Source organism: Aeoliella sp., from assembly GCF_965227375.1.
Lineage (GTDB): Bacteria > Planctomycetota > Planctomycetia > Pirellulales > Lacipirellulaceae > Aeoliella.
Genome location: NZ_CBDDFX010000002.1, coordinates 3,610,735 through 3,636,455, shown reverse-complemented (window position 1 = coordinate 3,636,455; position 25,721 = coordinate 3,610,735). Strand labels below are relative to the sequence as shown.

Sequence of the window (25,721 nt, the reverse complement as noted above, 5' to 3'; positions counted from 1 at the left end):
CCTTCCTCCTGAAGAGAGGCTCCTTCCGCAATCCTTGTATCTCTATTGTATCCGTCGATTAAGCTCGTCGGTGTCACTCGAGCACCAAGTCACCGGTTGTTCTTGAGGATCGATCGAACAAACGCAGGCAAGTCTTTAGATTGCACAAGGTACTCGCCATCCTCGTGACACCACAACAGCACATTTGGTAGTTTTCGTTTCGTGTTCAGGTGGAAGAAGTCACCACCCGCATTGGCCCCTATCACGACATGGTGACGAGGAAACGTGCAAATCTCTCCATTGGAGTCTTCATACTCGTAATCGGGGGCACGAAAAAACTTGTTCCAGCGGATAATGGTCGCGGAGTCAGTAAAAATGGCGCGTTCGTCTTTTGGGCGGCAGTTGAGGGTTGCCTCCAGTTCAGGCGGGAACTGTAGTAGTAAGTTGCGGTATTCGGAAGGGAGAGGAAACTCCGTGACCTTTTCGATGCGCTTGATCTCGGCTTCTTTCATGGGATCGGTACGGTCGGGCATTGCTGCACAACTCGATCTAGAAGTTTAAAACGTAGGGTGGGTGGTTCCATCGGCAGTGACAACCTGTATCGGCCAAGCAGCATTGTCGCCGATGGGTTCACCCACCATTGGCGACCCAGGTGAATGGTGGGTGAACTCTCACTGAACAAAGCCGTCACCCATGGAATTCTAGACATCACCAAACTCCGCTACTGCTCCTCCTCGCACAAATACACCTGCTCCGTGCTCCGGATCCCAAGGCACTTTGAAACGTAGTTGGCTTGCATCCGAATCCCAGCAATGCTCTTTGTGCATAATGAGCAGCCCCAGAAACTCAGATGCGAAGAATGTCGCGTTACTGTCTACATAGTCTGTATCGCTTGATGCAAAATCTGCACAGTTTTCCCAGTGCAGGAACAACTCCTCTTTGATCCGCTCGAGACCTCCAGACAGTTGCATGAAATCTCGAATCAGTCCCAACTGCCTCTCTGATATCCCCTCCTTCAATGGCTGGTCAAGAAAAACACAAACACTCTCTACGTCGGGAAAGAGTTGGCAGGCTATCTTCAATTCACAATAGTCTCTACTACCATTGCGGCTTGAGTGCGATATCAGCTCAACGACCGTTGAGTTCAGTTTTTCAAACTCGTTCACCGCTAAAAACCCCCAGTGGCTTCGCCGAGATGTGGTTCAATTGAAGCATGAAGCGTCGAATGGTGCCTGAACCGACCGGGGATTGTGGCGAAAAATGGCCAAGCACCTCGCAGGGTACCAAGCGGCCTCTCACTCAGACCTATCCTCCTCAAGCTTTGCGATGTGAGACTGCATTTTCTCTGCCAGTGAATTCCATTTCGCGACAACAGCGTCGACTTTCTCAATCGTGTTGCTCCACTTCTCGTTGAGATGGCGATGCGCCGCTTGAAGTTCTCGCTCTACTTCAAGCTGACGAGCGGTTTCCACTAGTTGGCGAGCCGTTTCGTCTTGTTGACGTTTGGCGACCTCCATCTGGCGGGCATTTTCCGCCGTTTGGCTGTCGTATTCTCGTACTTGACGGTCGTAGTCCGTGTCGCCAGGAAAAACGCTATCGCTGCCGCCAGGAACGTCTACGTATCCACCGCAGTGGGCGCACTCTTGCACGGTCCCAATATCTGCAACAGAGAATGAGATGGTCTTCTCGCAACCAGGGCAGTCGAATGTGATTGTCGCGTCTTGCATTTTCGTTAGGTTGCTGCTTCGAGTGGCTTGACCATGGTGCAAATGTGATCGGCGGCGCAGGTCACTCCTTCTCCTCCCCCTCCAGCAAATGCTCATCAAACCAATCCACCATCGTCTGCTGCAACTTGGTCAGGTTGGCCGGCGTGAGCAAGTTGTGGCCGGCGCCGGGTACGATTACTAGTTTGTGCGGCACCTTGGCTTCGGTCATCGCCTCGTCGATCCACTCGCCGTGCACTGGGGGGACCAGTTTGTCTTCGCCGCCCATCATCACCAGCGTGGGAGCGTCGTCGGGTGTCACTTGCACCAGCGGCGAGTGCTTCTCCGCTTTGTCCATCGACAGGTTCAGCGCGGGGAAGTTGCGGTACGCGGGTAGCGAGTCGGGCGAGTCCCACACGGCGACGCGTAAGTCGGTGGGCGGAACCAGCGCCACGACCGCCTGCACGCGGCTCGAGACCTTTCGCAGCGGATCGGCCGCGTCGGCCTGGCCGTCTTCACCGGTGGTGCCGAGCATCAGTGACAAGTGACCGCCGGCGCTCGCGCCGGTGACGCCGATTCGCTCCGAGTCGATGTCGAAGCGTTCGGCGTTCTGGCGAACGAATCGCACCGCGCGGCGGACGTCCGACACCGCCTCGGGGATGGTGTACTTCGGGCTGCTGCCATGCCGCACGGCGAACACCGTGTAGCCTTCCTTCAGGTAGAAGCCGAAGAACGCGCGCGTCTGCTCGGGCGGAGCCCAACGCGAGTACCAACCGCCCGAGACCATGAATAGAATGGCCGCCTTGTTCGCTTCGCCCTCGGGGCGAAACACGTCCATGGTCATCGCCAGGCCGTCTTTGTGGCCGTAAACCACGTCGGGCTCGATCTGCGGCGGAGCTACTTCCACCGCTGGCTCGGCTCCGCACCACGGCGCCGCACATAACGACAACACAAGGACTGCCAACACGGTTTTCATTGCTAACTCTCCCTCAGAATTGAACTTCGCCCAGACCATCACCCCAACCGCGGAAAGAACTGCCCGGCGAGCGGCTCGCCCGGCGGAACGACCGGCACCCCTTCGAGCAACGGTTCGTCGGTCGCGCTGGTCACCCCGTCGGCGATGAAATTTAGCACCGCCACGCGCCGCGGACGATCGCTGGCGTTGGCCTGCGAACCATGTACTGTGAGCGGGTGATGAAAAGCAGCGTGGCCCCGCCGGGCGATCACTTGGTGCGGGTGGTCCATCGCTTCTCGCTGCTCGGCGGTGAGATTCTCGCGAATTCCGTCCATCTCGCCGGCCAGTTCGGGCTTGGCGATCAAGTCCCAGCGGTGGCTTTGGGCAACGTACTGGATGGAGCCGTTCTCTTCGTCGCAATCGTCGAGCGGAATCCAGCAGGTAAGGTGTTGCATCGGCTGCGTGCGGGTCCAGTAGGAATAGTCCTGATGCCAGGCCACGACGCCGCCGTGATGCGCCGGCTTGCAAAAGAGTTGATCGTGCCAGAACCGCGGCGGCGCGCCGAGCAGCTGACGCGCCGCGGCCACAACCGGCGCGTGCCACAGCAAGTCGTGAAAGCCCGGCCGCAAACGCCATGCGCCGAGCGCGTGGAATAGCGTCTGCTCGGGAATGGTCGATTCGTTGGTGTGGTACTCATGCCATAGCTCGCGACCTTCGTGCTCCGGCTGAAAAAAGTTCGACAGCTCGTTGCACAACGCATCGCACTGCTGGTCGTCGAGCAGCGGGATGCCATCGATGTACCCGTCCTGGTGAAACTTTTCCACCTGCTCGGCGGTGAGCACGTCACTCGGTTCACCGTGGTCGAACAGATTCGATACCGGCTCATGCGTTGTCGATAGATCCACCATTCGCTAATCTCCTCGATTGAATACGGACGTTTCGAGGGTTGGATGCGTTTCGCTTACTCTGCCGTGAGTTCCTTGATGGGCGTCAGTTCCAGCTTGCGAAACTCGACCTCGGAGCCCTCGGCTTGCACGGCAATCTGGCCCTTTTTGGCGGTGCAGTCGAAGCCATGGTTCACCAGGTCGCCATTCACCCACACTTTCACTTCGTCGCCTACGCACTCGATGACCATGTTGTTCCACTCGCCGAGCGGCTTCTCCGAGCCGTCGGTCAGGTTGAGTATCTGACGTTTCTTACCAGCATCGACACCCCACGCGCTCTGGGGGCCGCGCCGCTCGACCATGTTCTCCACGGCGATGTCTTCGCCAATGCACCAGAAGTCGCCAGCGCTCTCGTGCATCATCTGCACTTCGAGCGACTGAGGGAACATGCCATAGAGCCGCCGCGGCTTCGAGCTATGCACCAGCACCCCGCAATTGCCCGGCTTGCCCGCAAAGCGGTACTCGACCTCCAGACGATAGTTCTCGTACTTCTTATCGGTAATCAAATGCCCACCCGGCGTGCCGAGGCTCACCAACTTTTCATCGCGAACGATGAAGGGGTTCTTGCCATCGGGATTCTTGTCGAGTTCAGGCACGTCGGCGTGCCAGCCTTCGAGGTCGGTGCCGTTGAACAAAGACACGGTCTCTTTTTTCTCTTCGGTCTCCGTCTTCTCCTCCGCCCACGCGACGCTGGCCACACTAACGAGAAGAACAAGTGAAAGGATGCTGCGAATCATGGTTGCCTCCTGGGGAATAGTCGAGTCTGGCTGACAGTATACCCGCGCGGCGGAGTGGTTGTCATGCATCGCCGGCTGGCGGTCGCCTACTTCGGCTGTGCGAAAGCGGCCACTTCCCGCTCGATGATGTCGACCGCCATGGCGGGCCCATTTTCACCAGCAAACTGGCTCTGAAGTCGCTCGGCCGCCTGGCGATAGCTATCGTCAGCCAGCAGTTGCTCGAGCGCCCGACGAACGCGATCTGCATTCGCCCTGGCGATGGGAAGCATCTGCCCCGCGCCGAGGTACTGCACGCGGCTGGCGACGCCGGGTTGGTCGTTAGTGATCGGCAGGCACAGCATTGGCAAGCCACGGGAGAGCGATTCGAGCGTCGTGTTCAGCCCGGCGTGTGTCACCACGGCCGACGCGCGATCGAGCAATTGAAGCTGCGGTGCGAAGGGCACGACGATCACATTCTCAGGTGGCGCGACGCCGAGCTTCGCGTCCGCACTGCCCAGCGAAAGCACCATCTGCATGTCGAGGCCGCGGGTCGACTCGGCAATCGCCGCGTACACGTGCTTCAACTTGTTCTGCAGCGTGCCGAGCGAAGCGTAGACCAGCGGCCGCGTGTCGTCGAGCTTTTCCCACGGGAATGGCACATCGCGATCGCGCCCCGCGGTGTGCCAGGGAGCCGTGTAATGAAAGTGCGCGGGCCGCGGGTGGTTGGGAAAATCGAAGCAAGCCGGCTGCTGTGAGAGAATCGCTACGCCGTGCTGGCTGTTGATATCGGCCAGCATCGTGGGATCGATGCCGCTGGCAGTCGAAGCAGCGCTCAAGCGCACAAACAACGTGCGGCACAACCAGTTGCCGAACCGATTGCGGATCCGCCCCCACGCGTCGCAGCGGTACGCCCAGTCGAGTGGCGGCGGCGGAATCTCGGGGCACAAGTGAATTGCGATGGCGTTGCAGGCGACCGCGTACGGCAAGCCTTGCTCCTCGGCCACGGCCGCAGCCGACGGTGCGAGTTGATCGATCACCAGCGCGTCGAGTTGTTGCTCGCGAACCACCGGGCCGAGTTCGGCGTAGGTGAGTTCCATCGACCGCTTCAGCAGCTTCCCGGTGAAACGCATCGCCGCCAGACCCGACATCTCGCCCAACTGGTCCCATCCCTCGGCAATCTCGGGCACGTCGCACAGTGGTGCCCACTCGATGCCCGCCCGCTCGGCGAACGGCCGCGCGCGCTGCGAACTCAGTAAGGTGACGCGATGCCCTCTGCTAGCGAGCTCCTGCCCAAGCGTGGAAATCGGATTCAAATGCCCATGTAGTGCGGGGGCGACCAGACCGTAGTGCATGAAGCGTGGAGATCCTTTGCGAGTAGACTTGATGCCGGTTTGACATTGTATCGAGTGGCAACGAGCTACCAAGCGATCTTCTCGAACAATTCGCGCAGCTTCGCCCCCCGCGCGGGATTGAGCATCTCGAAGTGCGCCACGCGACCGGCGAGGTGCTGCCGGTAGTGGGGATGCTCGGTGCGGTTCTGGCTCTCTGGGCCGTGGCGTAGGCAGTTGGTGAGCGTGGCCTTCAGCAGGTCGAACTCGCGCCGCGAGACGTTGGGATGAGCATTTACCACCACGCCGGCCACTTGTTGCCGCCCGCTGGCGTGCATGATGCGTGTCTTGCGGAAGTTCACCTGGAAGCCCTCCTCCATGGCGGTGGCGGCCACGTGGGTGCAAAACCGTTTGGCGCTGCGGGCCAGTTGATCGTCGCCGGAGAACACCAGGTCGTCCGCGTAGCGGGTGTACGCCCCGCCCACTGCGGTTGCCAAGCCCGAAAGGCGGCGGTCGAGGTGCAGCGTGACCAGGTTCGCCAGCGCCGGCGAGGTCGGCGAGCCTTGCGGCAAGTGCGGCACCGCGTAGCGGCTCGCTTGATTAAATGCCAGCCGGTCGCCGGTAGTCACGTCCCGCCACACCGCGCTGGGCGCGGCATTGGTGCAGAGACCCGTGAGAAGTTCCGCCACGTCGCGCGGATAGCCAACTCCCAGGAACACCGCGCGCACGCGAGCAGCAGTGATCGAAGGGAAGAAATCTTCGAGGTCCATGCGAATCACCACTCTCCGCCCCACATGCTCCATGGCGTTGGTCTTGATCGACCGCCCGCGGCGGAAACCGTGCGCTGCGCTGTGCGGTGGAAGGCGGCCGATGATCTCTTCGAGCAAATCGCGCTGCAGCGATTTGAGCCTGGGCTTAGGCGATTCGATCAATCGCAGCTGCCCGAAGCGCTTGGTGAGCAACCGATAGCGATAGTGACGCAGTGGCTCGCGGTGGGTGGTGCGCTCGATGTTGCGACAATCGGCGTACCAGGCAAGTTGCTTCAGTGGCATGCGAAACCACTCCGCCAAATCGAAGTCGTTTTGAATGGCCGGCAGGCGGAAACGGCGGATCAGGTTGCGGGCCATGACAAACCGGCGGCGAGGCACTTCAACAAGTCGGGTTGGGCGCGAGCTGCACTATGTGGAGCATAGAATTGCTCGCGCGACGAAATGCGAATCCTTCAAACACCCCTGGGGTATCCCCAGAGTGACAAGCGGCCGACCGAAATCCGTCGCTCATCCGCTTGAAGTGCCTCGCCGCCGCTAGATCGATTCTGCGGCCGGGCCCTGTGTACGTCAACAGTTACCGGCACTGCTCTATCTGTTGCTCACCGGCTGGTCGTGTAGAATTGCGAACACCTGCCGCTATTTGCATGTCGTTCTTACAGAAACTCCCGATAAACTGCTAATCGCTTTATCCATGGCCACCCCCCAACGACAATTCGCCTGCGACGTGGTCGCCCAGTTGCGCGAGGCCGGATACACCGCGCTGTGGGCCGGGGGTTGCGTGCGCGATCAGTTGCTGGGGCTCGCGCCGAAGGACTACGACGTCGCCACCAGCGCCACGCCCGATGAAGTGCGCAAGGTGTTCGGCCGGCGGAAGACTATTCCGGTGGGAGCGTCGTTCGGCGTGATGACCGTGCTCGGACCTAAAAAGGCCGGGCAGATCGAGGTGGCCACGTTCCGCACCGATGGCGGCTACAGCGACGGCCGCCATCCCGACCAGGTGCAGTTCTCCACGCCGGAGCACGATGCGCAGCGGCGCGACTTTACGATCAACGGGCTGTTCTACGATCCGCAAAGCGAACAGATTCACGACTTCGTCGGCGGAGAGGCCGATTTGCTGGCGGGCATTGTCCGGGCGATTGGCGATCCGGAAGCGCGGATCGCCGAGGACAAGCTGCGGATGCTGCGGGCGGTACGGTTTGCTGCGCGGTTCGATTTCGCCATCGAACCGGCAACGCTCCAAGCAGTCCGCGATCACGCCGCCGAGATCAACCAGGTAAGCGGCGAACGCATCGGCGCCGAAATGCGGGCGATGCTGGTGCACCCGAACCGCGCCGCCGCGCTCACGCTGCTTCGCACCAGCGAACTTGAACCGCACGTGCTGCCTGAGACCGTGGAGCTTACCGGCGACACGTGGCAAGAGCTCACCGGCTTGGTCGGTCGACTCGAAGAACCATCTTACGCGCTCGTTTTGGCGGCGGTGCTTTCACAAGTTGGCGACCTGCGCGCTGGGGACAGCATCACCTCGCGCTGGAAGCTTGCCAACCGCGACGCCGATCGCGCCGATTGGATCCTGGACAACCGGCCAACTGCCCTGGCGGCCGACAGCACTCCGTGGCCCAAGCTGCAGCGGGTGTTGATCGAGGACGGCGCACAGGAGTTGGTCGCGCTGGCCGCCGCGCTGGCCGGCGACGACTCGCCGGCCGTCGTACACTGCCGAGAGCGTTTGGCGCTGCCGCCCGAGGTGCTCAATCCGCGGCCCCTGGTCAACGGCGGAGACCTGATCGCCGAGGGCCTCCAGCCGGGCCCGCACTTCGGCGCGCTGCTCGAGCAAATCCGCGACGCCCAACTCGACGGCCAGATCACGACGCGCGACGAGGCGATCGCGATGGCCAAGCAGTAGTGTCAATCTGCACATCGCGGTTGGCAGGTTCCCCCTCATCGTGCATAACAAGGGCAACCACAGCGTGGGCAGCCCGCGCTGGCTACTTTTCTCATTGCATGGAGCAGATAGCCATGAAGCTTTCGGATTTTTACAACCAGGTATCCCGCCGGACCGACACCGCCAAGACCGCGATTAACGTGGCCGACACCAAGCGCGTGCTGAGCGAAGCGTTCCTGGTGATGTCGAAAATGGACGCGGCCGACCTGGCCGACACGCTCGCCAAGGGGCTAGCCACCGCCAAGAAGAAGTCGGCTAAAAAGTAGCTCGCACGAACTGCTACGACGCACCGTAGAAAACCGCGGCAGACTTGCTCTAATGGTGGTTTACGGCCGGCGCCTGCGCGGCGGTTAGTCTGGCGCCGTGATGACCACGACAAACGCGAGAGGTGTGATTTGTTGACCGACGGACTGCTACTGGCCGATTCGCCGGCCCCGGTAATCGATGCGGGATGGTTCGTGCTGCTGTTGACTCGCGTGATGCACGTCGCCAGCGCCGGTGTGCTGCTGGGCGGCTTGGTCTACTTGAAGAAGCTCGTCGCGCCGCTGGCCACCGGCGAGGGCGACCCCAACGAGGTGTTGTTCGGCGGCCGGCGTTCGACCTGGGCGGGGCTGGTGATGCTCACCACCACTCTGCTGATCCTGAGCGGGTTCTACAATCTGTATTACATCACGTCGGCGCACGAGAAACTGCCATCCGCTTACCACATGCTGTTTGGCATCAAGTTCCTGCTGGCATTGTTCGTATTCTTCGTCGCGGCCGGCACCGGGGGCAGGTCGCCGATGGCGATCAAGATGCAACAAGACCTGCAAAAGTGGCTCAACCTGGGCATCGCGGCCGCCCTATTGGTGTTCGTCCTGGGCGCCACGATGCGAACGTTCCCTAAAGAGCCTCGACCGATCGAAGACATTCCCGCCGCACAACCAATGGCAGACGGAGACAATGGACAAGAAAGCTAAGAAACGTATCGAAGTATTGCGTAAGAAGCTCAAGCAACTCGAGCAACAACTGGCCGGGGCCAAGCAACAAATGGACGACCCCGACGAAGTGCAGCAATACGAATCTCAAATCGCCGCCGCCAAGGAAGAGATCGAGAAGCTCAAGGCGAGTTAGGGCGCGTGACGGACGTCGCGTCCAGAGTCGCGCACCATTGCGAGCGTCCGTGCGAATATGTGTTCCCGGCCAAATCCTGCCCCGAAGGGGCCCAACATGGCCCAATCGTTGGTCAAAAACTTGGTGCATCTGGTCTACAGCACCAAACTTCGCGAGCGCACGATCTCGGATTCGGTACGGAATCCATGTCGTGATAGTCCGCAGGGTGGGTGGTTCTGCCGGCGCGGCGCTTGGCCGTTTTACACGATGTTCCACCCGCAGGTTCACCCACCGTCTAGAGCCATGACCATTGGTGGGTGAACCCACCGGCAGCGATGCTCCTCAGCCGATACACGTTGTCGCCGCCGATGGAACCGCCCACCCCACGTTCCTACGCCCTACGAAGCGGGTAGCACCGACAGTCGGTCGCGCGCAGTAGTGCTACATCCAACACGCTTGTTCGACCGATTGTCGGTGTCGCTTGCGACAAGAGGTGTTCACACTGTCCATGGTGAAGCTTCACAACCTCCTGTGCTGCGCACACGGACAGCTGGCCGTGGTGAACGTCACAAGTGGCCGGATCAACTCCGGCCAACTGTCCGTGCTACCCACTCGTCCCCAGGCACCCTGTGGGTCGTTTTGGCTACGGTCGGGGGCGGCCATAGTACTTTTGGTTTTCTGCTTTCGTGCGTCTCTTTTTCTTACACTCGGCGTGGTATAAACGGGGTGCTACGAATAGTGTACGCGTGTTTACATTCCACGAATTGCAGGAGAAGTTGACATGGCTCGGCCACGGGTTTTGGATGATGTGAAAAAAGGCGAAATCGCTGCGCTTGTTTCGGCGGGGATGAGTATGGCGAGCATTGCTCGGTACGTGGGTTGCGATCGGAAGACGATTCGGCGGGAAAGGTCCGTGGACGAGGCGTTTGACGAGCGGATTCGCAAGGCGGAGATGGGCGTCGAGCTGAGGTCGCTGCAGGCAATTCGCAACGCGGCGTCGACGCATTGGCGGGCGGCGGCTTGGCTCATTGAGCGGAAGGATAAGCAGCGGGCCGAGCGGCGGAAGGCGAAGGCGGAAGCGGCCGACAAGGTGACGCTGACGCGCGTCGAGCTAGTGAAGCTGGCCGGGAAGGTCAAAGAGTCGGTGCTGACGTCGGTGGTGATTCGCGAAGACGAAGCGTACGTCGCGCGGAAGATCGATCAGGCGTTCGTGAACGTGGTGCCGGAGCTAGCGGCGAAGCCGGAGGTGCCGGATGACGCGGAGCTTCAAGCAACTATCAATGACGAAGCGAGTCAGCCGGAGAAACCATCCGTAAACGAGCCGACTACTTCACCCCCGACTACGTTGCCGCCAGCCATCGGGCCGGTCAAACGGCCGAAGTGGAAGCCGGTGCGGGGCCAGACGTATCGGGAGTCGATCACGATGCTGGAGAAAGCGCACCCGGAGAAGTATGGTCCGCCCGCGGAGCCGGAGTTCGATCTGGCGAAGGAGCTTCAAGGCTTGATGGATCTAGTGCGGCGAGAACGGATCCGACGTTTTGGGCCGATCGAGGAAACATGCGGGGAACAACGCGGTGGGGCGAAACTCCCCGCGGAGCAGAATGGCTCGTTAAAAGCAGGGGTTTGTGATGAGACTTAGGAGTGGAAGCGGTCGGGTTTTGGGCCCATGGACGTGAATTGGGGAACTATGATCCCAACTCGTCCTCCGTCTGGCGACGGAAGCTACGGAGTTTCACCGCGTTACGCGGCGACTTGCACATCGGCACCGCAGAGGATTTCGCAGCAGCGCGTGGCGATGGCTTCGGCGGCGTCGGGTCGGGCGAGGCTGCGCATCGCGCGGCGCATTTCGTCGCGGCGCTCGTGGTCGGCGGCCAGTGCGCGGACCTGGTTAGTGAGTTCGTCGGTCAAACGGTCGCCGGCGGCCCACTCGTCGACCACCACGCACGCGCCTGCCTCGCGGTAGACCTCGGCGTTGGCCATTTGGTGGTTGTCCGCCGCGTCAGGAAATGGAACGACCACCGCTGGCACTCCGGCCAAAGCGAGTTCGGCGAGCGTGGTTCCGCCGGCGCGGCAGACCACGATGTCGGTTTCGAACAACAGCGATGCGAGTTCATCGATGTAACTAACCGTGAGAATCTGCGAGGTGTCGCTGGGATAGCGGTCCTCGGTAGTTTGGAGCTGACCTTCGCCGGTTTGATGAACTATACGCCAATCTTTGAGTTCTTCGGTCAGTCGCGAGACCACCTCCGGCATGTGGTTATTGAGCGTCTGCGCACCGCCGGATCCGCCGAGCACCACGATGCGGGGCTCGCGCGACTTGCGTTCCGCTTCGCCCTGCTGCTGCCAGTGATGGTATTGCTTGATGAATCGCGGACGAGCGGGCGTGCCGGTGTGGACGATGTCGGCCACGGGCGAAAGGCACGGCGCCACTTCCTTGAACCCGGTGCAAACCGTTTCGACCATGCCGGAAAGCCACTTGGTCATGCGGCCGGTGGTTGCGTTTTGCTCCAAGAGCACGGTCGGAATGCCTCGACCTACCGCGGCGCGGACGGTCGTTGCTCCGGCGTAGCCGCCGAGGCCGACGACCAGCGATGTGTGTTGTTCGCGAAGCATCCAGGCGGCGGCCATGAAGCCGAGCGCGTTGTCGGTGAGAAAGCGAACCGCTTCGAGCGGATTGTGCGGCGCCGGCTTCGCAGGTAACGCCATGTGGTTGTAGCCAGCGGCGCGAACCAAGTGGCGTTCGAGCGGGCGACCGGTGCCGGCGAACAGAATCGATACGTCGGGCATGCGGGCGCGCAGTGCGTCGGCAATCGCAAGCCCCGGATAGACATGGCCCGGCGAGCCACCGCCGGCAATCACAACTTCGAGAGAACTGGACATGGCAAGAGAGCGGTACGGGGGAGGGCAGGGGAGGAAGGCAGCCTTGGGAGTTCCGAAGGTGCAAGACTGGTTGGCTTGCACGCTCCTTCGTCCTTCCGCTTCCCCCCTTTGTTGTATCCACTGAGTCGCCGGGGCGGCGAATGCTCGCCACCCCGACGCTCAGTTCTTAGCTCCGTCGCGAAGCACCGGCGCGGGCAATCGACCCAGTAATTGCCTGGCAACCGGTTATGATGCTCCAACCCAAGGGGAGGGCAGCCGTGCAAGACCCCGCAATCCGCACGACCAACGACGAAGCTACAGCATGGTTTGTTAAGTGGTTTGTTTGTGGTGTTGGGTCATCCCCTCTCCCGGGCCCTCACCCAGGTGAGGGCCCGGGAGAGGGGATATCGTTCGCCAGCAGCTCGCAGTTCTGCTGGCGTGAAAACTTAAGCGGCCTTCTTTTGTTGAGCGGCCAACTCGTACATCAGGTTTTGAATCAATTGTTCTTCACTCATACTCACCGACACGCGGCGCTGGCGAGCTGTTCTGGAATCCAGACCACAGACCACCACGACATCGCCTTCGCTGGCGGACATCACGGCCAGGGCGATTCCGGTGAGCTTTTCGGTAATGGTTCGCAGTTGCTTGTTGTCGCTTACTTCCAAGGCGGCCAGCACTTTGGCGACCGCTTCGGTCACTACTTCTTCGTTGGCCAAGCCATGGGTGTCGATGGTCTTGTCGGCCAACTTTTCGGTCACCGAGCAAGCGTGGTCGACAACCGCGATCACTTTTTCAGCAGCCACGCTGCGGGCGGTGGAAAGCGCCGCGCCGCGGGCGATGGGTGTGGTGCCGCGGTCCAGGAAGACCGAGACGCCGAGTCCTGCGTCGAAGCGATGCATCACGCCCGGCACAACGGTCACCCGTTCGATGCCGCGAGCGATGTCCGAGAGCGATACGCCGTACACTTTGGCGATCGCCGCGGCGGCCAGGCAGTTGGCTACATGCGTTTCCCCGATCACTTTCGATCGCACAGCAGCCGTTTCGTCGCCTGCGGTGAGCAGGAACATCTGTTCGTTGGTGTGTTGTTCGGCGATGGTGGCCGTGATGTCGGCCGTGTCGCTCAGCCCGAAGGTGAGCGCGGGTCCATCGTATTCGGCCAGCACTCGCATCGAGTCCTGATCGTCGGCATTGAAGATGGCCATGCCGTGCGGCGTGAGCATCTCGAGCGCCGTAGCCATCGCATCGCGGCACGCTTGCGGGCTGAGGTCGCCCTCGGCATGATCGCCATGCAGGTTGGTGAGGCAGACCACGTCGAACTCGGCGGCGCTGGCCACCTTGTTTCTCAGGCTCTCTTCGGACAGCTCCACCACAGCCTGGCGGCAACCGCTGGCCAAGGCTTCGTCCATGAATTCTGCTACGGCCGGCGCGGTGGTCGGCAGCACGAAACGGCTGCGTTGGGCGTCGATCCGCGTAAACTGGTTGCTGGCGGTGGCCACGTTGCGGCCCGCGATGTTCAGGATGGAGTCGAGCACCATGGCGACCGACGTCTTACCGTGACCGCCAGCGATCGCTACCGCGTTGAGTTGGGAACTGGGGCAATCGAGGATTGCGTGGCACAGTTGGCTGTAAGCATTGCGGGCGTCGTCGACTACGTATTGGGCCACGCCAAAGACGGGCAGGAATCGCTCGGAGACAATCGCTACTGCGCCGCGAGCCACGGCCGCTTTGGCAGCCGAGTGAACGTCGCCAGCGTCTTCGCAGGCAATGAACGCGTCGCCGGGACGGACCGCCGCGAACTGGTCGGTCACACTGTTTACGGCCACATCGCTCCCGCCAGCCAGTTGGGCGTCTGGCAAAGCGCTGGATACGAGCGTTCCGTGAACGACGGTGGGATGGGTACGAACGATCATCGGCGCGACCTCCTGTCTTGCCGTGTGGGTCCACCATGCTTGATGGTTGTCCGTTGCTGCTACCATCCTTGGCAGCGCGGGAGTTGCACCGGACAAGAGCCTGTTTCGCGGATTGGCGAAAAACTGTCAAGGCGACTTTTCGCTCAATGCGATACAATGCTCGAACTCGATGCACGAAACCTCGAAGATTCCGCAGCCAGAGTGACAATGATGACCAATAAACTTCGCTTGCTAGCACTGGGCGATCGCGACGATCGCGAGTTTACCACGGCCATCGAGCGGCTGGCTGGCGAGACGTTTGTCGAGATGATCGACGACCAACACGATGGGCCGTTTGAATTGGCGATGGTGTTTCAGTCGCGCCCGGGAACGTTCGATCGAAAGCGGATCGAGCAGTTGCACGACCGCATGCCGCTGGCCGGCATGGCCGTGTTGCTGGGCAGTTGGTGCGAAGGCGAGATGCGCACCGGCGCGCCGCTGCCGCATTGCGAGCGGGTATTCTGGTACCAGTTCGACGCGTGGTGGCAAACGGTGCGCACCGCGTGGCTCGCGCGAAGGCCAACTCCGTGGCAACGACCGGCGCAGACGAATGGGGAACTTGCCCAACTCACCGGAGCGGAGGTTGTGGCTATCGACTCGACCGACGCCGATACGGCCGACGCGCTGATCGACGCCTGCGAGGCGATGGGCGCGTGCGGCGTGTGGTCGCCGCGATTCGATAAACGCCCGTTGAGCACCGCGCCCGCCGCCGGAGTGTGGGTCGGCGCGCAGCTCGACGCCACCGAAGAACGCCAACTGGCCGACTTTCGCGAGACGCTTCCAGAAGAGTCTCCGCTGGTGGTGCTATTGGACTTCCCACGCCGCGACCGTGTGCGGCGAGCGATGGAGCTTGGCGCGACGTCGGTACTTGGCAAGCCGTGGCGGCTCGAGCAGTTGGCGGAGTTGGTTGCTACTCGAAGCGACTAAAGAAGATTCTCCGGTGCAGGCGGGCCGAATTCGAGTGTCAATGCAACCACCACTGCGATTGTGAGAACGACAGCCCCCAGCGTACCAATGATGAACACTGCCTGGCGAAGCCACGGCACAGGTCCGAACCACCAAGTCACATAGCCCTCAAGCAGCGGGCCAGCCAGAAAGCAGGCGTTCGCCGCAATGGCTGCGAGCACCATGTCTTCCAGGGCTCCCATATGAAACAGCAACGGAAGCTGGAACAGGAGAATTGAAATCAGTGCCACCGCGGCCAGTACCACGTTGTACCAGATCCGCAGCCGTTCCCAGGCGACGAATACCTCGCCCAGCAGGGCCAGCCGCTCGCGCTCGGGTGGCAGCGGGGCGAAGTCGCCGGCGTCCATCGTCGAGGCGGTTTGCGGCGACGAGAAAGGGTTTTCCATGTTGAAACTCCGGAATCAGGCGAAGCGTGTCATTCTAGTCGATCTTGGTACGGCTCAGGGGGCTCGGTGTTCACAAAACGCCTGCTTTCCCGCTCGATTCCTTACACGGAGCCAGTAAAATGGAAGATCGGCCAGCCGAAACCCGGCGGCCGCTGCGGAGTTGAATAGGTATGAGCAACAATATGCGCCAAACTCGATTTCTGACCCTGCTTCTCTCATCCCTCCTTCTGGTGGGTGTGGCCACCGATACCGCGTGGGCCCAGCCAGGGCGAGGGGGCGATCGTGGCGAAGAACGCGACCGGGGCGATCGAGACAGGCGTGATCGAGGAGACCGCGGTGATCGTGGCGACCGCGACCGAGGTCGAGGACGAGACGAAGAGCGACGTCGCCCGTCGGACGACGAGCGCCGCCGCTGGTTCGCCCGGCAGATGGATCGCAACGGCGATGGCAAGATCGAGCGGTCGGAGGTCGACGACCGTTGGTGGGGGCGTTTTGAGGAAACCGCCAAGGCCGCAGGTTTCGATACGTCCAAGGCCATCAACGTGGAGGACTATCTCTCCAAACGCAAACGCCAGGACATGCAGCGCGACCGGGATAAGAAGCGGGAAGAAAACCCCACCGCGTTCCTGGCGCCGCTCCCGCCCGAGCCCGTGCCGGGCTTCGACACGCTGCTGACCGAAGAAGAGTTAGTGCTGCTGAATCCCGAGCGAGCCAACCAGGTAACCATGCCGGAGCCCAAGCCGGCCGAGGAGAAGAAGGAAACGGAGAACCGGGAAGAACGTCGAGGCCCACCAGGTTGGGGTGGCGGCGGTCGTTTTGGTGGCGGTGGACGCTTCGGCGGAGGCGACCGAGGTGATCGTGGCGATCGTGGTGACCGGGGTGATCGGGGTGATCGTGGTGACCGAGATCGAGGTGATCGCGAAGAGCGTGGCGAGCGTTCACGCGGCGGCAGTCAAAGCCTTGACGAACGATCGCGGGAATACGTCAAAGACCTTATGGACAAGTACGACAAGGACAAGAACTCGATCATCGATGGCGACGAGTTCAAGAGCATGCCTAACGCCGAGCGATCCGACCTGAACAAAGACGGCCGAATCACGCTCACCGAACTCAATGATCGCATGCGGCAGTCCCGCCGCAGCGGCCCTGGCCGGTCGAGCCGCGGCGAAGGCGATAGTTCGAGCAAGAACACCTACCGCTTCACCTCGGCGCTGGACCATATGTCGAGCACCACGCGGCGGTGGATCGAGCGGTACGACGACAACCAAGACGGCCAGGTTTCCATGGCCGAATTCAGTAGCAGCTGGACCGACAGCAAGGTCCGCGAGTTCGAGCGTTACGACTTGAACGGCGACGGAATCGTCACCGGCGACGAGTACTCCAGCAAAGGTAGGTAGGACCGAAGGATCGGGTACGCACGCGGAGGCAGGTGTGCGTTCGGCTATGGGCGCGAGTTAACCACGGCCACCACGGCCGCCGCCGCCACGACCTCCACGACCACCGCCGCCTCGGTCACCGCCCCCACGGCCGCCGCCGCCTTGCATGCGATTGCGGAACTCTTGAATCCGACGGATCATTTCGTCGCGCTGACGCGCGGCATCGGCATTGTTATTTCCACCTCCACCACCCTGACCCCCAGACTGCTGCGCGGTCGTCACTGCTTGCTCACCAAGGATGCTGCCCAGCGCTTCCTTGATGGCTTCGGGGTTGGCGTGCTGGATGCGTACGATCTGCGTTGACTCGCCGCTGTCGAGTTGCTCGGTGTCGAGCTGCGCGACCAGGGCTTTCACTTCAAAGAACAACACATCGGGAGCACGAACGACAAGACTATTGCTGCGGGTGTCGATGCCGATGGACATCTTGGCTGGCTCTTGGGCATCGGCGCCGCCACCGCCTTGGCCTTGGCGAAGCATCCGCATGATGTCTTCCGGCGAAGGTTGTCCGTTGCCGCCGCCTTCCAGGCGATCGGAGTAGATGGTCTTCACCACGTCCGCCACTTGCGACGCGGTAGTGTTGACCACGGGAATCAACCGCGGCACGCCTTCGGCTTCAACATCAGTAGGACCACTTCGTTGATCGAGAATCTGCAACAACCGAAACACCATGTCGATGTCGTCGGGACGAGCGTACACGATCAGGGCGTTCAGGCGGGTGTCGGTAACGATGTCGACACCGGCAGCAGAGAAGCCGGTCGAGGCGCCGCCACCGCCGAGTCCGAGCAAGTCGCCCATCAGACCACCACCGATGTCGCCCAACGCCGCGTCGGCAATGCCACCCATCAGGCTGTCGCCAGAACCACCGGAGCTGCCGAACATTTCGCCCAGGATTGCCGCGGCCGTGGCTGCTTTGGCATGCTTCAGGTAGAACACCGCGTACTCGCGACCGCTGGTCGACTGCATGGTCGACGCTTCGAGGATCCGCTCAAACGCATCGAGCGCTTCGAGGTCGTCCGAAGCGATCAACAGTCCGTTGGGGCCGGGGGCAACAAGGATCGGCGCGCCGTTTTGCGAAGGACTCGCCGGCTGCGTAGCCGGTTGGCTGGGCTGCGTCGCGGGTGCATCAGAGGTGCTCTCGGGCGTGGAGGCCGGCGCGACGTCGTCGGCTTGTCCGAGCGCCACGGTCATTGCCCGGACGCGACGCCCGGCGGAGGTGCCACGGTCGGTCGGCACTCGGCCTTCCGTGGGAGGTGTGTCCGGCAACTGGAAGCGGAACATGTTCTCGATGTCGAAGCTGTCTTCGGTCGGCGAGTCGGGCGTTGCTTGCTCGGCGGGGCGGTAGGAGCGAATCGCCGTGGCGGGCGAGACCATTTGGATGGGATTCGAGCGAATGCTCGGCCAGATCCGGTCGAGCTGATCCAACGCCGTACGGGCTTCGGTCGAAGTGAGGGGCAACAGTCGCACGTTACCTCGATCGGTGTCGGCGAAGACCGAGTCGGCCGACTCACCCATCTGCCCCAGCAGCGACTTGATCTGGTCGAGTTGCGACTTGGTGCCGCGGACCATCAGGCTGTTGGTCGACAGGTCGGCGTCGACGATCGGCGCGCGAGGATCAACCTCCTCGCCGACGGTGATGCCAAACAGCTTGGTGATCGAGAGCAACGCCAATTGTGGGTCGACGCTTTGCAGCGGGATCACTTCGATCTGGCGGGCGTCTTCGGACATTTGAGCGAGCGTCGCCTGGATGGTGCGATGGTTGGCGATCGTGGCCAGCGCGACCAGGTTGCCCGTCACGGGATCGGTCGCCAAACGCGTGCCGGGCTCGTCGGCCAGCATTGTTTGCAGCACGGTGAGCACCGCTTCGGGGTCGGCCTGGCTCACTGGGTAGACTTCGAGTTGCAACTGGTCGATCGGCCCACCGGCCGCTTCGGGTACATCAACCAAATCCAGCACTTCTTCCAGTCGCTTGATCATCTCCGGCGTGCCGTACGCCAGCAGGCGGGTGCCGGTGCTGTTGTCGACCGCCAACTGCAGCGTGCCATCTTCGGTGCTGAACCCTTCGGCTTCGATACCGAGCATCTGCCGCAGCACCGGCATCACGATGCCGGCCGAGGCGTACTCGAGTTCGTACGGTCGAATGTCGCCCTTCTTCGACGAGTCGGGGTTCTCAATCGCATCGATCACTTCGCGTATCGCCCGGATGCGCCCTGCGGTCTCAGTGACCTGCAGCATACCGGCACGCGGCAGCACGACCACCGAACCTTGCGGCCCAACCAAGCGGCTGATTTCCTCGGAGGCCGCCTCGGGTGTCATGTTTCGAACTTGGAACAACACGCGGATCAGCTCGAATTCACCGCGCTGTTCCAATTCTTCCAGCGGCACGTCGGTCACCAGGTTGGGCGGAATGCCGTCTTCCAGATTTACCAGCACCAGCATCTTCTCCCGCCGCACCAGCGTGTAGCCTTTGGTCAGCAGCACACTATTAATAACGTCGAGCGCTTCGGCCGGAGTGTACTTGCGAGGATCGGTGTAGTTGAACGTGCCCGACGGGGGCGACTCCAGCAGCAGCGACAGGTCGTTTTGCTCGGCAAACCAGTCGAGCACGTCCTGCCAGGGTTGGTAACGGAAGTTGAAGGACAGCTTGCCGTCGCTATCGGCCTGGGGGAACGTGTCGGGATCCGCACCACCGGTGGCGGGTTCGGTGCGAGTGGTGGACCTTTCGCCGCTTGGCGAACGATCGGAGTCGTCTTCCGATCGTCGTCCAAAACCGCCCCGCCCGAATCCGCCGCGGTCGCGACCAAAGCTGGGGCGTTCACCGCCGCTCGGCCGGTCGCCAAACCGATTGAATCCACGCGAAGGCCGACCCTCGGAACGCTCTTCAGGCTCATCGTCCTCGGCCATTTCTTCCGAGGCGCCTTCGTCGGGCGGTTCTTCGGTGTCCCCTTCGTCGGTTGTCTCTTCCTCGGCAGTCTCCGATTCCTCCGTCGCTTCGGCAGCTACCTCCGTGGCAGCCTCGTCGGTCGGCTCATCGTCGGTAGGCTCCGTTGCTTCGGGCGCCCCGCCGAGTGGTTCGTAGAAATCGTTGGGGTTGGCGGCGGCCAACTCGCTGAGCGAGTCGAGTTGCTTATCGGTCAGAATGCCAGCCATCCGCCGTTGCGATTCCACGCGATGAGCTCGGAGTGCCGTTGCCTTCTCTTCGCCCTGGAGCCCGCGCAAACTAAACACGGCCGTTTCGCGATCATCGAGCAACTCGCCCAATTTCTCGACCTGCTCGTCCGAAAGGTCCAAGGCGTCGGCCGAGCTGTCCTCAGTCGCCAGGGCCAACAGACCCACAAACTCCGGATTGCCGGCCAGGCCGCAGTTGGAGATTACCAGGCTTCCGCAGACCAACAGGGCCAGGACCCCAGGGCGACGGACAAGGATCGACGGGCATTCTTCGCGGGCGGGCATACGTTCAGCATTCGGAAAGGTAAGGAATTGGCACCTATCTTGCGGTGCTAAGCATTGAGTGCGATGCGACTTACGGCAGGCAGGCGGGTGGCCGCTAGATCACTCCATAATAGGCAGCCCCTGTTGTCATCGCCACCAGTTTGGGGGAAGGTAAACCAGTTGTTTCTCAAGCGTACAGGAGGCTTTTACCGATTTTGGCCGGGGCAAGATAATCCCTTCGCAGGGAATCTTGCCTAAATCGACCTGGAAATATGGACCATCTGGGTAATTTCTGACGATATACCAATACCATCACGTTCGAGCCGGGCATCGACGCCCAGCCCTAACGGGGAGTGGCGGCCAAGGATTCACTTCCTTGGCCCCACTCAAAGCGTGTGCCAAGGACGAAAACAGCGCGCTACCCACCAAGAGTAGTAACCCCGCCGATCCGTCCTTGGTGTCGATAAACATGCCCGCCCCCCTGGAATACCTACTATTTACCGAGGCTCTGCAACATGCCTCGGGCCGGATGATGTGGCGCTTCCTGCTGCTGCGTGCCGGCAGCGACCACACGGTCTCGGCCAGCGAACTGGTCGAAGAGCATTCGGCCGCCCGCACCGAGCTGCTGGCCGTGGTGCGAGGCCTGGAGGCCATCGACGGTCCGGCTAATGTGCGCTTGTTCACAAGCAGCCAATACATCGATCGCGGCTTCAGTCGCGGCCTCGCCCAGTGGCGCAACCAGCGTTGGCACTGGGAACGCTTCGGGCGGCGAGTTCCCATCCGCGATTGCGACCTCTGGCAGCGCATCGACCACGCCCTGGCGTTCCACTCCGTGCAATCGCAGCTGTGGGGCGAAGCGGCCCACGTCGGCAACCAACTCGCCAGCGAGCCAGAGCAATCCACCTGCGACTCTTTCGATTCGCTCGAAGACACCGCCGCAGCGGCCACCCCGTCGATGGTCGACGAGTCGGCTGTGCTGGTCGTGCCCAAACGGCGCAAGACGAGCCGCCGAGATCGAGTGGCTGCGGCCACACGCAACACGCTCGGCGGACTTCGTCGCGGCGTGGAGTCGCTGCTCGAGCCAACGCTATTACCCGCAGGTTAAGCGATCCAACCAAACAAGGTTCCATACCTTTATATTTCCATTTCATTCCACCACACCGAACCACTTCGAATTCAGATATGCGTACTCAAGTCAGCTTGGATGCCGTGACTCCCCTGGTAAACGGATACCACGAAAACCCTTTTGAAGTGCTCGGACCGCACCAGGTGACCGACGAGGGACGCCAAGGCCTTGCGGTGCGGGCATTACTACCTGGATCGCAGCAGGTGTGGTTGGTCGACGAGGCCCACGGTCATCGTCGCCCCATGCGGCGGATCCACCCGTCGGGCCTGTACGAAGCCATCTGCCCTGTGGAAGATGGCAACGGACAAACGATCGCCCACGGACAATATCACTTCCAACTGACCGACAGCCACGGTATCGAGAGAACCATGAAAGATCCCTACGCATTCGATCCACTGCTGACCGATTACGATCTGCACCTTCTGGGCGAGGGCAATCACTGGGACAGCTATAAGCGTCTCGGCGCCCAGATCCGTGAGATCAACGGCGTCCAAGGCATCAACTTCGCCGTCTGGGCGCCCAATGCCGAAGGCGTGAGCGTCGTGGGCGACTTCAACGAGTGGTCGGCCAAGTCGCATCCCATGCGCAAGCACGTGCCGGGCGGGGTGTGGGAACTGTTCATTCCGGAGATGAAGGTCGGCACGCTCTATAAGTTCGCCGTTAAACAACGTGGCGGACGCGTGGTCGAGAAGTGCGACCCGTACGGCTTCGCCGCCGAAGTGCCGCCCCGCACTGCGAACATCGTTACCGATCTGGAATCCTACCAATGGCAGGACGATAGCTGGCTCGCCACGCGCAAGAATCACAACGCGCTGGACGCACCGATGTCCATCTACGAAGTGCACCTCGGCAGTTGGCAACGCGATCCGGAGGATCCCGAGCGGTGGCTCAGCTATCGCGAGATCGCACCTCGACTGGTTGAGTACTGCCAGCGGATGGGCTACACGCATCTTGAACTTCTGCCGGTCAGCGAGCATCCCTTCACCGGCAGCTGGGGCTACCAGCCGGTCGGCATGTTCGCCGCCACCAGCCGGTTTGGCTCGCCGCTGGACCTCATGTATCTGATCGATCAATGCCACCAGGCTGGCATCGGTGTGATCATCGACTGGGTGCCCGCTCACTTCCCCAAGGACGATCATGGCCTCCGCCAGTTCGACGGCACCGCGCTGTACGAGCACGAAGACCCCCGCAAGGGCGAGCACCCCGACTGGGGAACGATGATCTACAACTATGGCCGCAACGAGGTGAAGAACTTCCTCATCTCCAACGCGCTGTTCTGGCTCGACAAGTATCACATCGACGGGCTCCGTGTCGACGCGGTTGCTTCGATGCTGTACCTCGACTACAGCCGCGAAGGGGGCGACTGGATCCCCAATATGTTCGGCGGTCGCGAGAACCTCGAGGCGATCGACTTCCTCAAGAAGTTCAACGAAGAGTGCCACCTGCAATACCCCGGCACGCTCACCATCGCCGAAGAGTCGACCGCCTGGACCGGCGTGTCGCGGCCCACTTACCTGGGCGGCCTCGGCTTCAGCCTCAAGTGGAACATGGGTTGGATGAACGACACGCTGCGGTACATCCACCACGAGCCGATCCATCGTAAGTACCATCACGACGAGCTGACCTTCTCGCTGATCTACGCGTTCACCGAGAACTTTATTCTGCCGTTCTCGCACGACGAGGTGGTACACGGCAAAGGCTCCATGCTCGACCAGATGCCCGGCGACCTGTGGCAGCGATTCGCCAACCTGCGATGCCTGTATGGTTACATGTGGAGCCACCCCGGCAAGAAGCTCACCTTCATGGGCGGCGAGTTCGGGCAGTGGAACGAATGGAACTATAACACGTCGCTGCAGTGGGATCTGCTGCAGTGGGAATCGCATCAGGGCCTGCAGAACTACGTCGCGCACCTGAACAATATCTACAAGAACGAAGCCGCGCTGCACGAAGTGGACTTCGACGGCGCCGGATTCGAGTGGATCGATTGCCACGACCACGAAGCGAGCACCCTGGCCTTCATGCGTAAGGCGAAGGACCCGCAGGATTTCGTGATCGTCTGCAGCAACTTCACGCCGGTGCCCCGCCACGGTTACAAACTGGGCGTTCCGGAAGCGTGCTGGTACGAAGAGATCAGCAACAGCGACTCGGCCTACTTCGGCGGCGGCAACGTCGGCAACGACGGCGGCATCCTCGCCGGCCCACACGAAAGTCACGGCCGCCCCGCGTCGATCGAAATCACCCTGCCCCCACTCGGCACGGTGATCTTCAAACCCAAACGGGGCTAGAACCTAGCCCCGAACCAACCAACCCGCCCGCGGGTCTAGCATTTACCGCCGTATTGTTGTCACCCCTCCACAGGCCGCCATTCACCAGCCCCCGGGCCGGTAAATGGGCCTTGTGGAACGGGGGACCTAGATGCAACAATACCGAGGTGGAAGCGGCCCCCGCCACTCCACCCCACGGGCTGTAGCTCAGCTTGGCTAGAGCGCTGCGTTCGGGACGCAGAGGTCGAAGGTTCAAATCCTTTCAGCCCGACTTTTCTCGGAAACAAGCCCTTCGGCGAGAACGTCGAAGGGCTTTCTCATTGTGGGGACAAGAGTTACGTCTTCGAGCGTGCAGTTCAAAAAGACGATTTCGAGGATACGACGCTTTGCCGAGTAATCAGCGGTAAGCCATTGCTGCCGCAGCGTTTGCGAAAGTTCAAAAACTTTCGAGGCCAACTCGGCCGTTTCATCATGGCAGCGGTCCAGAACATCCAATTGCAGCTTGATTGATGCCAGCCGGTCGCGGAGTTCGGTGTGCTTTCGGGCGAACGTCTCCTGGTCAATGTCTTCCGCCAGCCGCATGTTGAGCAGCCGGTCCTGTTGCTGGACAAGCAACGTTTCCTGCCGCTGTAGCTCAGCACGCTGGGAAAGCGACTCAGCTTGGGCGTCTCGCGTTTGCGAGGCGAGCACCATGCGGAACCAGTCCTGCACCTCTTCGTTCTCGACCTTCATCTTGTCGAAGATGGCCAGTACCTGTTCTTCGAGATCGGCCTCACGCACGCGGATACGGGGATGCCCCTTGCGGTTGTAATAGGTGCAGCGGTAGTACGTGTAGAACCGCTCGCCTTTCTTGCTCTTCTTCGTAATCGTCTCGCCGGTGATCGGATGCCCGCAATGGCCGCACTGGATCAGTTGGCTGGCGTAGGTGTGCGTCTGCGACTGGTAGACGTGGCCGCCGAGCAGGGCCTGTACGCGGTCCCACGTCGCCCGATCCACCAGCGGTTCATGCTTGCCGGGATACCACTCGCCCTTGTGGGAAATCTCGCCGATATAGGCCCGGTCCTTGAGAATGTTGTGGACCGAGCTTCGCGGGAAGTTCGCCTGTGACTTCCGCCAGGTACGTCCCTCCGCGTTGATCTTCTCGACCACGCCGTCAATCGTCAGGTTTTCATCGGCGTAGAGTTGGAAGATGCGTTTGACGTTGGCGGCCTGCTCCGCGTCCGTCTCGATGATGCCCCGCCCATCCTTGCGGACATTGAGATAGCCATACGGAGCCAGGCCGATGAACCAGCCTTCCCGGACGCGGCGGGAAAGCCCTTCGCGAACGTCAACCGATTGCTGCTCAGTGTAGAAGCTCGCCATATTGGCGAGTGTCCGCCGCATCATGCGGCCGGCGGGCGTGTTCTCGGTCGGCTGCGATACGGAAATGAACGGCAGGTTGTATTCCGACTCCAGCCGTTCCAGTTCGACGTAATCGAATAGGTTCCGGGATGCCCGGTCCACCTTGTAGAAAAGGAGACCATCAAGAAACGCCGCATTCTTCTTAGCGTATGCGATCAGTTTGCGGAACGTCTTGCGTTCTTCGCCCTTGCTGGCCGTTTCGGCGATCTTGAAGAACTTGACGATTTCGCCGCCGGCCTGAGCCGCATAACGCTTGAGAGCATCTTCCTGTACTTCCAGACTGAACCCTTCGCGTTCCTGTTCCCGGCTGCTGACTCGTGCGAGTGCTGCGAACTGTTTCATGGCGACTACTTCGGCAGGGATTTGAAAACAGAGACCGTTTCCGTAACGGATTCTATTGTAATCATGTCGCCGCTGATCGGCGAGGCTTTACGCTGCCGTCAACTTTGTTCCCAAAGACATCCGCCATGGCATTCCAA

The 25,721-nt window shown here is 61.3% G+C and carries 22 protein-coding genes and 1 tRNA gene; 10 read left to right on the top strand and 13 right to left on the bottom strand.

Translation table 11 applies throughout. The features are described 5' to 3' along the window. Positions 1–89: 89 nt before the first annotated feature. From ACQK2L_RS27360 to ACQK2L_RS27325, 8 genes are all read right to left on the bottom strand, one after another. Positions 90–512, bottom strand: coding sequence for an SMI1/KNR4 family protein (locus ACQK2L_RS27360; protein ID WP_425400226.1), 423 nt, complete (start codon positions 510–512; stop codon positions 90–92). A 168-nt stretch (positions 513–680) separates the two neighbouring features. After that, the gene (locus ACQK2L_RS27355) at positions 681–1,145 is read right to left on the bottom strand and encodes a DUF6985 domain-containing protein (protein WP_425400225.1); all 465 of its coding nucleotides are present in this window, start codon (positions 1,143–1,145) and stop codon (positions 681–683) included. Positions 1,146–1,274: 129 nt separating this feature from the next. After that, complete coding sequence (locus tag ACQK2L_RS27350; RefSeq protein ID WP_425400224.1) at positions 1,275–1,706, bottom strand: hypothetical protein; 432 nt, start codon at positions 1,704–1,706, stop codon at positions 1,275–1,277. 61 nt (positions 1,707–1,767) lie between these two features. Next, a complete protein-coding gene (locus tag ACQK2L_RS27345) occupies positions 1,768–2,658 on the bottom strand; it encodes an alpha/beta fold hydrolase (RefSeq protein ID WP_425400223.1) in 891 nt (296 codons plus the stop codon). A gap of 38 nt (positions 2,659–2,696) precedes the next feature. Further along, on the bottom strand, positions 2,697–3,545 hold the full coding sequence (locus ACQK2L_RS27340; RefSeq protein ID WP_425400222.1) for a phytanoyl-CoA dioxygenase family protein: 849 nt from the start codon (positions 3,543–3,545) through the stop codon (positions 2,697–2,699). Positions 3,546–3,598: 53 nt separating this feature from the next. Further along, on the bottom strand, positions 3,599–4,318 hold the full coding sequence (locus ACQK2L_RS27335; protein ID WP_425400221.1) for a 3-keto-disaccharide hydrolase: 720 nt from the start codon (positions 4,316–4,318) through the stop codon (positions 3,599–3,601). An 86-nt stretch (positions 4,319–4,404) separates the two neighbouring features. After that, positions 4,405–5,649, bottom strand: coding sequence for a glycosyltransferase (locus ACQK2L_RS27330; RefSeq protein WP_425400220.1), 1,245 nt, complete (start codon positions 5,647–5,649; stop codon positions 4,405–4,407). Between the two features lie 65 nt (positions 5,650–5,714). Further along, on the bottom strand, positions 5,715–6,752 hold the full coding sequence (locus ACQK2L_RS27325) for a reverse transcriptase family protein (protein ID WP_425400219.1): 1,038 nt from the start codon (positions 6,750–6,752) through the stop codon (positions 5,715–5,717). A 334-nt stretch (positions 6,753–7,086) separates the two neighbouring features. Between ACQK2L_RS27325 and ACQK2L_RS27320 the strand changes: the two genes are divergently transcribed. From ACQK2L_RS27320 to ACQK2L_RS27300, 5 genes are all read left to right on the top strand, one after another. Beyond that, the gene (locus ACQK2L_RS27320) at positions 7,087–8,295 is read left to right on the top strand and encodes a CCA tRNA nucleotidyltransferase (protein WP_425400218.1); all 1,209 of its coding nucleotides are present in this window, start codon (positions 7,087–7,089) and stop codon (positions 8,293–8,295) included. A gap of 113 nt (positions 8,296–8,408) precedes the next feature. Beyond that, a complete protein-coding gene (locus ACQK2L_RS27315) occupies positions 8,409–8,600 on the top strand; it encodes a hypothetical protein (protein ID WP_425400217.1) in 192 nt (63 codons plus the stop codon). Positions 8,601–8,729: 129 nt separating this feature from the next. Next, positions 8,730–9,293, top strand: a complete 564-nt coding sequence (locus ACQK2L_RS27310; RefSeq protein WP_425400216.1) for a hypothetical protein — start codon at positions 8,730–8,732, stop codon at positions 9,291–9,293. Next, positions 9,277–9,447: a hypothetical protein gene (locus tag ACQK2L_RS27305; protein WP_425400215.1), complete on the top strand. Its 171-nt coding sequence runs from the start codon at positions 9,277–9,279 to the stop codon at positions 9,445–9,447. The genes ACQK2L_RS27310 and ACQK2L_RS27305 overlap by 17 nt, the downstream gene beginning before the upstream one ends. 760 nt (positions 9,448–10,207) lie before the next feature. After that, the gene (locus ACQK2L_RS27300) at positions 10,208–11,065 is read left to right on the top strand and encodes a helix-turn-helix domain-containing protein (RefSeq protein WP_425400214.1); all 858 of its coding nucleotides are present in this window, start codon (positions 10,208–10,210) and stop codon (positions 11,063–11,065) included. Between the two features lie 101 nt (positions 11,066–11,166). Here ACQK2L_RS27300 and ACQK2L_RS27295 read toward each other — a convergent pair whose 3' ends face one another. After that, a complete protein-coding gene (locus ACQK2L_RS27295; RefSeq protein WP_425400213.1) occupies positions 11,167–12,306 on the bottom strand; it encodes a UDP-N-acetylglucosamine--N-acetylmuramyl-(pentapeptide) pyrophosphoryl-undecaprenol N-acetylglucosamine transferase in 1,140 nt (379 codons plus the stop codon). A 425-nt stretch (positions 12,307–12,731) separates the two neighbouring features. Beyond that, the gene (locus ACQK2L_RS27290; protein WP_425400212.1) at positions 12,732–14,195 is read right to left on the bottom strand and encodes a Mur ligase family protein; all 1,464 of its coding nucleotides are present in this window, start codon (positions 14,193–14,195) and stop codon (positions 12,732–12,734) included. A 207-nt stretch (positions 14,196–14,402) separates the two neighbouring features. Between ACQK2L_RS27290 and ACQK2L_RS27285 the strand changes: the two genes are divergently transcribed. Further along, positions 14,403–15,161 (top strand): hypothetical protein, encoded by a 759-nt coding sequence (locus ACQK2L_RS27285; protein ID WP_425400211.1) that lies wholly within the window; start codon positions 14,403–14,405, stop codon positions 15,159–15,161. Here ACQK2L_RS27285 and ACQK2L_RS27280 read toward each other — a convergent pair. Next, positions 15,158–15,586: a hypothetical protein gene (locus ACQK2L_RS27280; protein ID WP_425400210.1), complete on the bottom strand. Its 429-nt coding sequence runs from the start codon at positions 15,584–15,586 to the stop codon at positions 15,158–15,160. The two genes, ACQK2L_RS27285 and ACQK2L_RS27280, sit on opposite strands and share 4 nt — an antisense overlap. Positions 15,587–15,756: 170 nt before the next feature. Here ACQK2L_RS27280 and ACQK2L_RS27275 point away from each other — a divergent pair, with 170 nt between their 5' ends. Then, the gene (locus tag ACQK2L_RS27275) at positions 15,757–16,983 is read left to right on the top strand and encodes a hypothetical protein (protein ID WP_425400209.1); all 1,227 of its coding nucleotides are present in this window, start codon (positions 15,757–15,759) and stop codon (positions 16,981–16,983) included. Positions 16,984–17,040: 57 nt separating this feature from the next. Here the strand turns inward: ACQK2L_RS27275 and ACQK2L_RS27270 are convergent, their stop codons facing one another. Next, positions 17,041–20,472 (bottom strand): secretin N-terminal domain-containing protein, encoded by a 3,432-nt coding sequence (locus ACQK2L_RS27270; protein ID WP_425400208.1) that lies wholly within the window; start codon positions 20,470–20,472, stop codon positions 17,041–17,043. 355 nt (positions 20,473–20,827) lie between these two features. On the opposite strand from ACQK2L_RS27270, the gene ACQK2L_RS27265 reads away from it, so the two are divergent. From ACQK2L_RS27265 to ACQK2L_RS27255, 3 genes are all read left to right on the top strand, one after another. Then, positions 20,828–21,556: an RNase H family protein gene (locus ACQK2L_RS27265; protein ID WP_425400207.1), complete on the top strand. Its 729-nt coding sequence runs from the start codon at positions 20,828–20,830 to the stop codon at positions 21,554–21,556. Positions 21,557–21,633: 77 nt separating this feature from the next. After that, positions 21,634–23,862, top strand: coding sequence for a 1,4-alpha-glucan branching protein GlgB (gene glgB, locus ACQK2L_RS27260; protein ID WP_425400206.1), 2,229 nt, complete (start codon positions 21,634–21,636; stop codon positions 23,860–23,862). Between the two features lie 175 nt (positions 23,863–24,037). Then, positions 24,038–24,112 (top strand) — tRNA-Pro (locus tag ACQK2L_RS27255). On the opposite strand, the gene ACQK2L_RS27250 is transcribed toward ACQK2L_RS27255, so the two are convergent. Beyond that, the gene (locus tag ACQK2L_RS27250) at positions 24,094–25,584 is read right to left on the bottom strand and encodes a recombinase family protein (protein WP_425400205.1); all 1,491 of its coding nucleotides are present in this window, start codon (positions 25,582–25,584) and stop codon (positions 24,094–24,096) included. The two genes, ACQK2L_RS27255 and ACQK2L_RS27250, sit on opposite strands and share 19 nt — an antisense overlap. Positions 25,585–25,721 lie beyond the last annotated feature (137 nt).

Coding starts and splice junctions, on each gene's coding strand:
- ACQK2L_RS27360 (WP_425400226.1), bottom strand. CDS start 512: ATGCCCGACCGTACCGATCCCATGAAAGAAGCCGAGATCAAGCGCATC.
- ACQK2L_RS27350 (WP_425400224.1), bottom strand. CDS start 1,706: ATGCAAGACGCGACAATCACATTCGACTGCCCTGGTTGCGAGAAGACC.
- ACQK2L_RS27345 (WP_425400223.1), bottom strand. CDS start 2,658: ATGAAAACCGTGTTGGCAGTCCTTGTGTTGTCGTTATGTGCGGCGCCG.
- ACQK2L_RS27340 (WP_425400222.1), bottom strand. CDS start 3,545: ATGGTGGATCTATCGACAACGCATGAGCCGGTATCGAATCTGTTCGAC.
- ACQK2L_RS27335 (WP_425400221.1), bottom strand. CDS start 4,318: ATGATTCGCAGCATCCTTTCACTTGTTCTTCTCGTTAGTGTGGCCAGC.
- ACQK2L_RS27330 (WP_425400220.1), bottom strand. CDS start 5,649: ATGCACTACGGTCTGGTCGCCCCCGCACTACATGGGCATTTGAATCCG.
- ACQK2L_RS27325 (WP_425400219.1), bottom strand. CDS start 6,752: ATGGCCCGCAACCTGATCCGCCGTTTCCGCCTGCCGGCCATTCAAAAC.
- ACQK2L_RS27320 (WP_425400218.1), top strand. CDS start 7,087: ATGGCCACCCCCCAACGACAATTCGCCTGCGACGTGGTCGCCCAGTTG.
- ACQK2L_RS27315 (WP_425400217.1), top strand. CDS start 8,409: ATGAAGCTTTCGGATTTTTACAACCAGGTATCCCGCCGGACCGACACC.
- ACQK2L_RS27305 (WP_425400215.1), top strand. CDS start 9,277: ATGGACAAGAAAGCTAAGAAACGTATCGAAGTATTGCGTAAGAAGCTC.
- ACQK2L_RS27300 (WP_425400214.1), top strand. CDS start 10,208: ATGGCTCGGCCACGGGTTTTGGATGATGTGAAAAAAGGCGAAATCGCT.
- ACQK2L_RS27295 (WP_425400213.1), bottom strand. CDS start 12,306: ATGTCCAGTTCTCTCGAAGTTGTGATTGCCGGCGGTGGCTCGCCGGGC.
- ACQK2L_RS27290 (WP_425400212.1), bottom strand. CDS start 14,195: ATGATCGTTCGTACCCATCCCACCGTCGTTCACGGAACGCTCGTATCC.
- ACQK2L_RS27285 (WP_425400211.1), top strand. CDS start 14,403: ATGATGACCAATAAACTTCGCTTGCTAGCACTGGGCGATCGCGACGAT.
- ACQK2L_RS27280 (WP_425400210.1), bottom strand. CDS start 15,586: ATGGAAAACCCTTTCTCGTCGCCGCAAACCGCCTCGACGATGGACGCC.
- ACQK2L_RS27275 (WP_425400209.1), top strand. CDS start 15,757: ATGAGCAACAATATGCGCCAAACTCGATTTCTGACCCTGCTTCTCTCA.
- ACQK2L_RS27270 (WP_425400208.1), bottom strand. CDS start 20,472: ATGCCCGCCCGCGAAGAATGCCCGTCGATCCTTGTCCGTCGCCCTGGG.
- glgB (WP_425400206.1), top strand. CDS start 21,634: ATGCGTACTCAAGTCAGCTTGGATGCCGTGACTCCCCTGGTAAACGGA.
- ACQK2L_RS27250 (WP_425400205.1), bottom strand. CDS start 25,584: ATGAAACAGTTCGCAGCACTCGCACGAGTCAGCAGCCGGGAACAGGAA.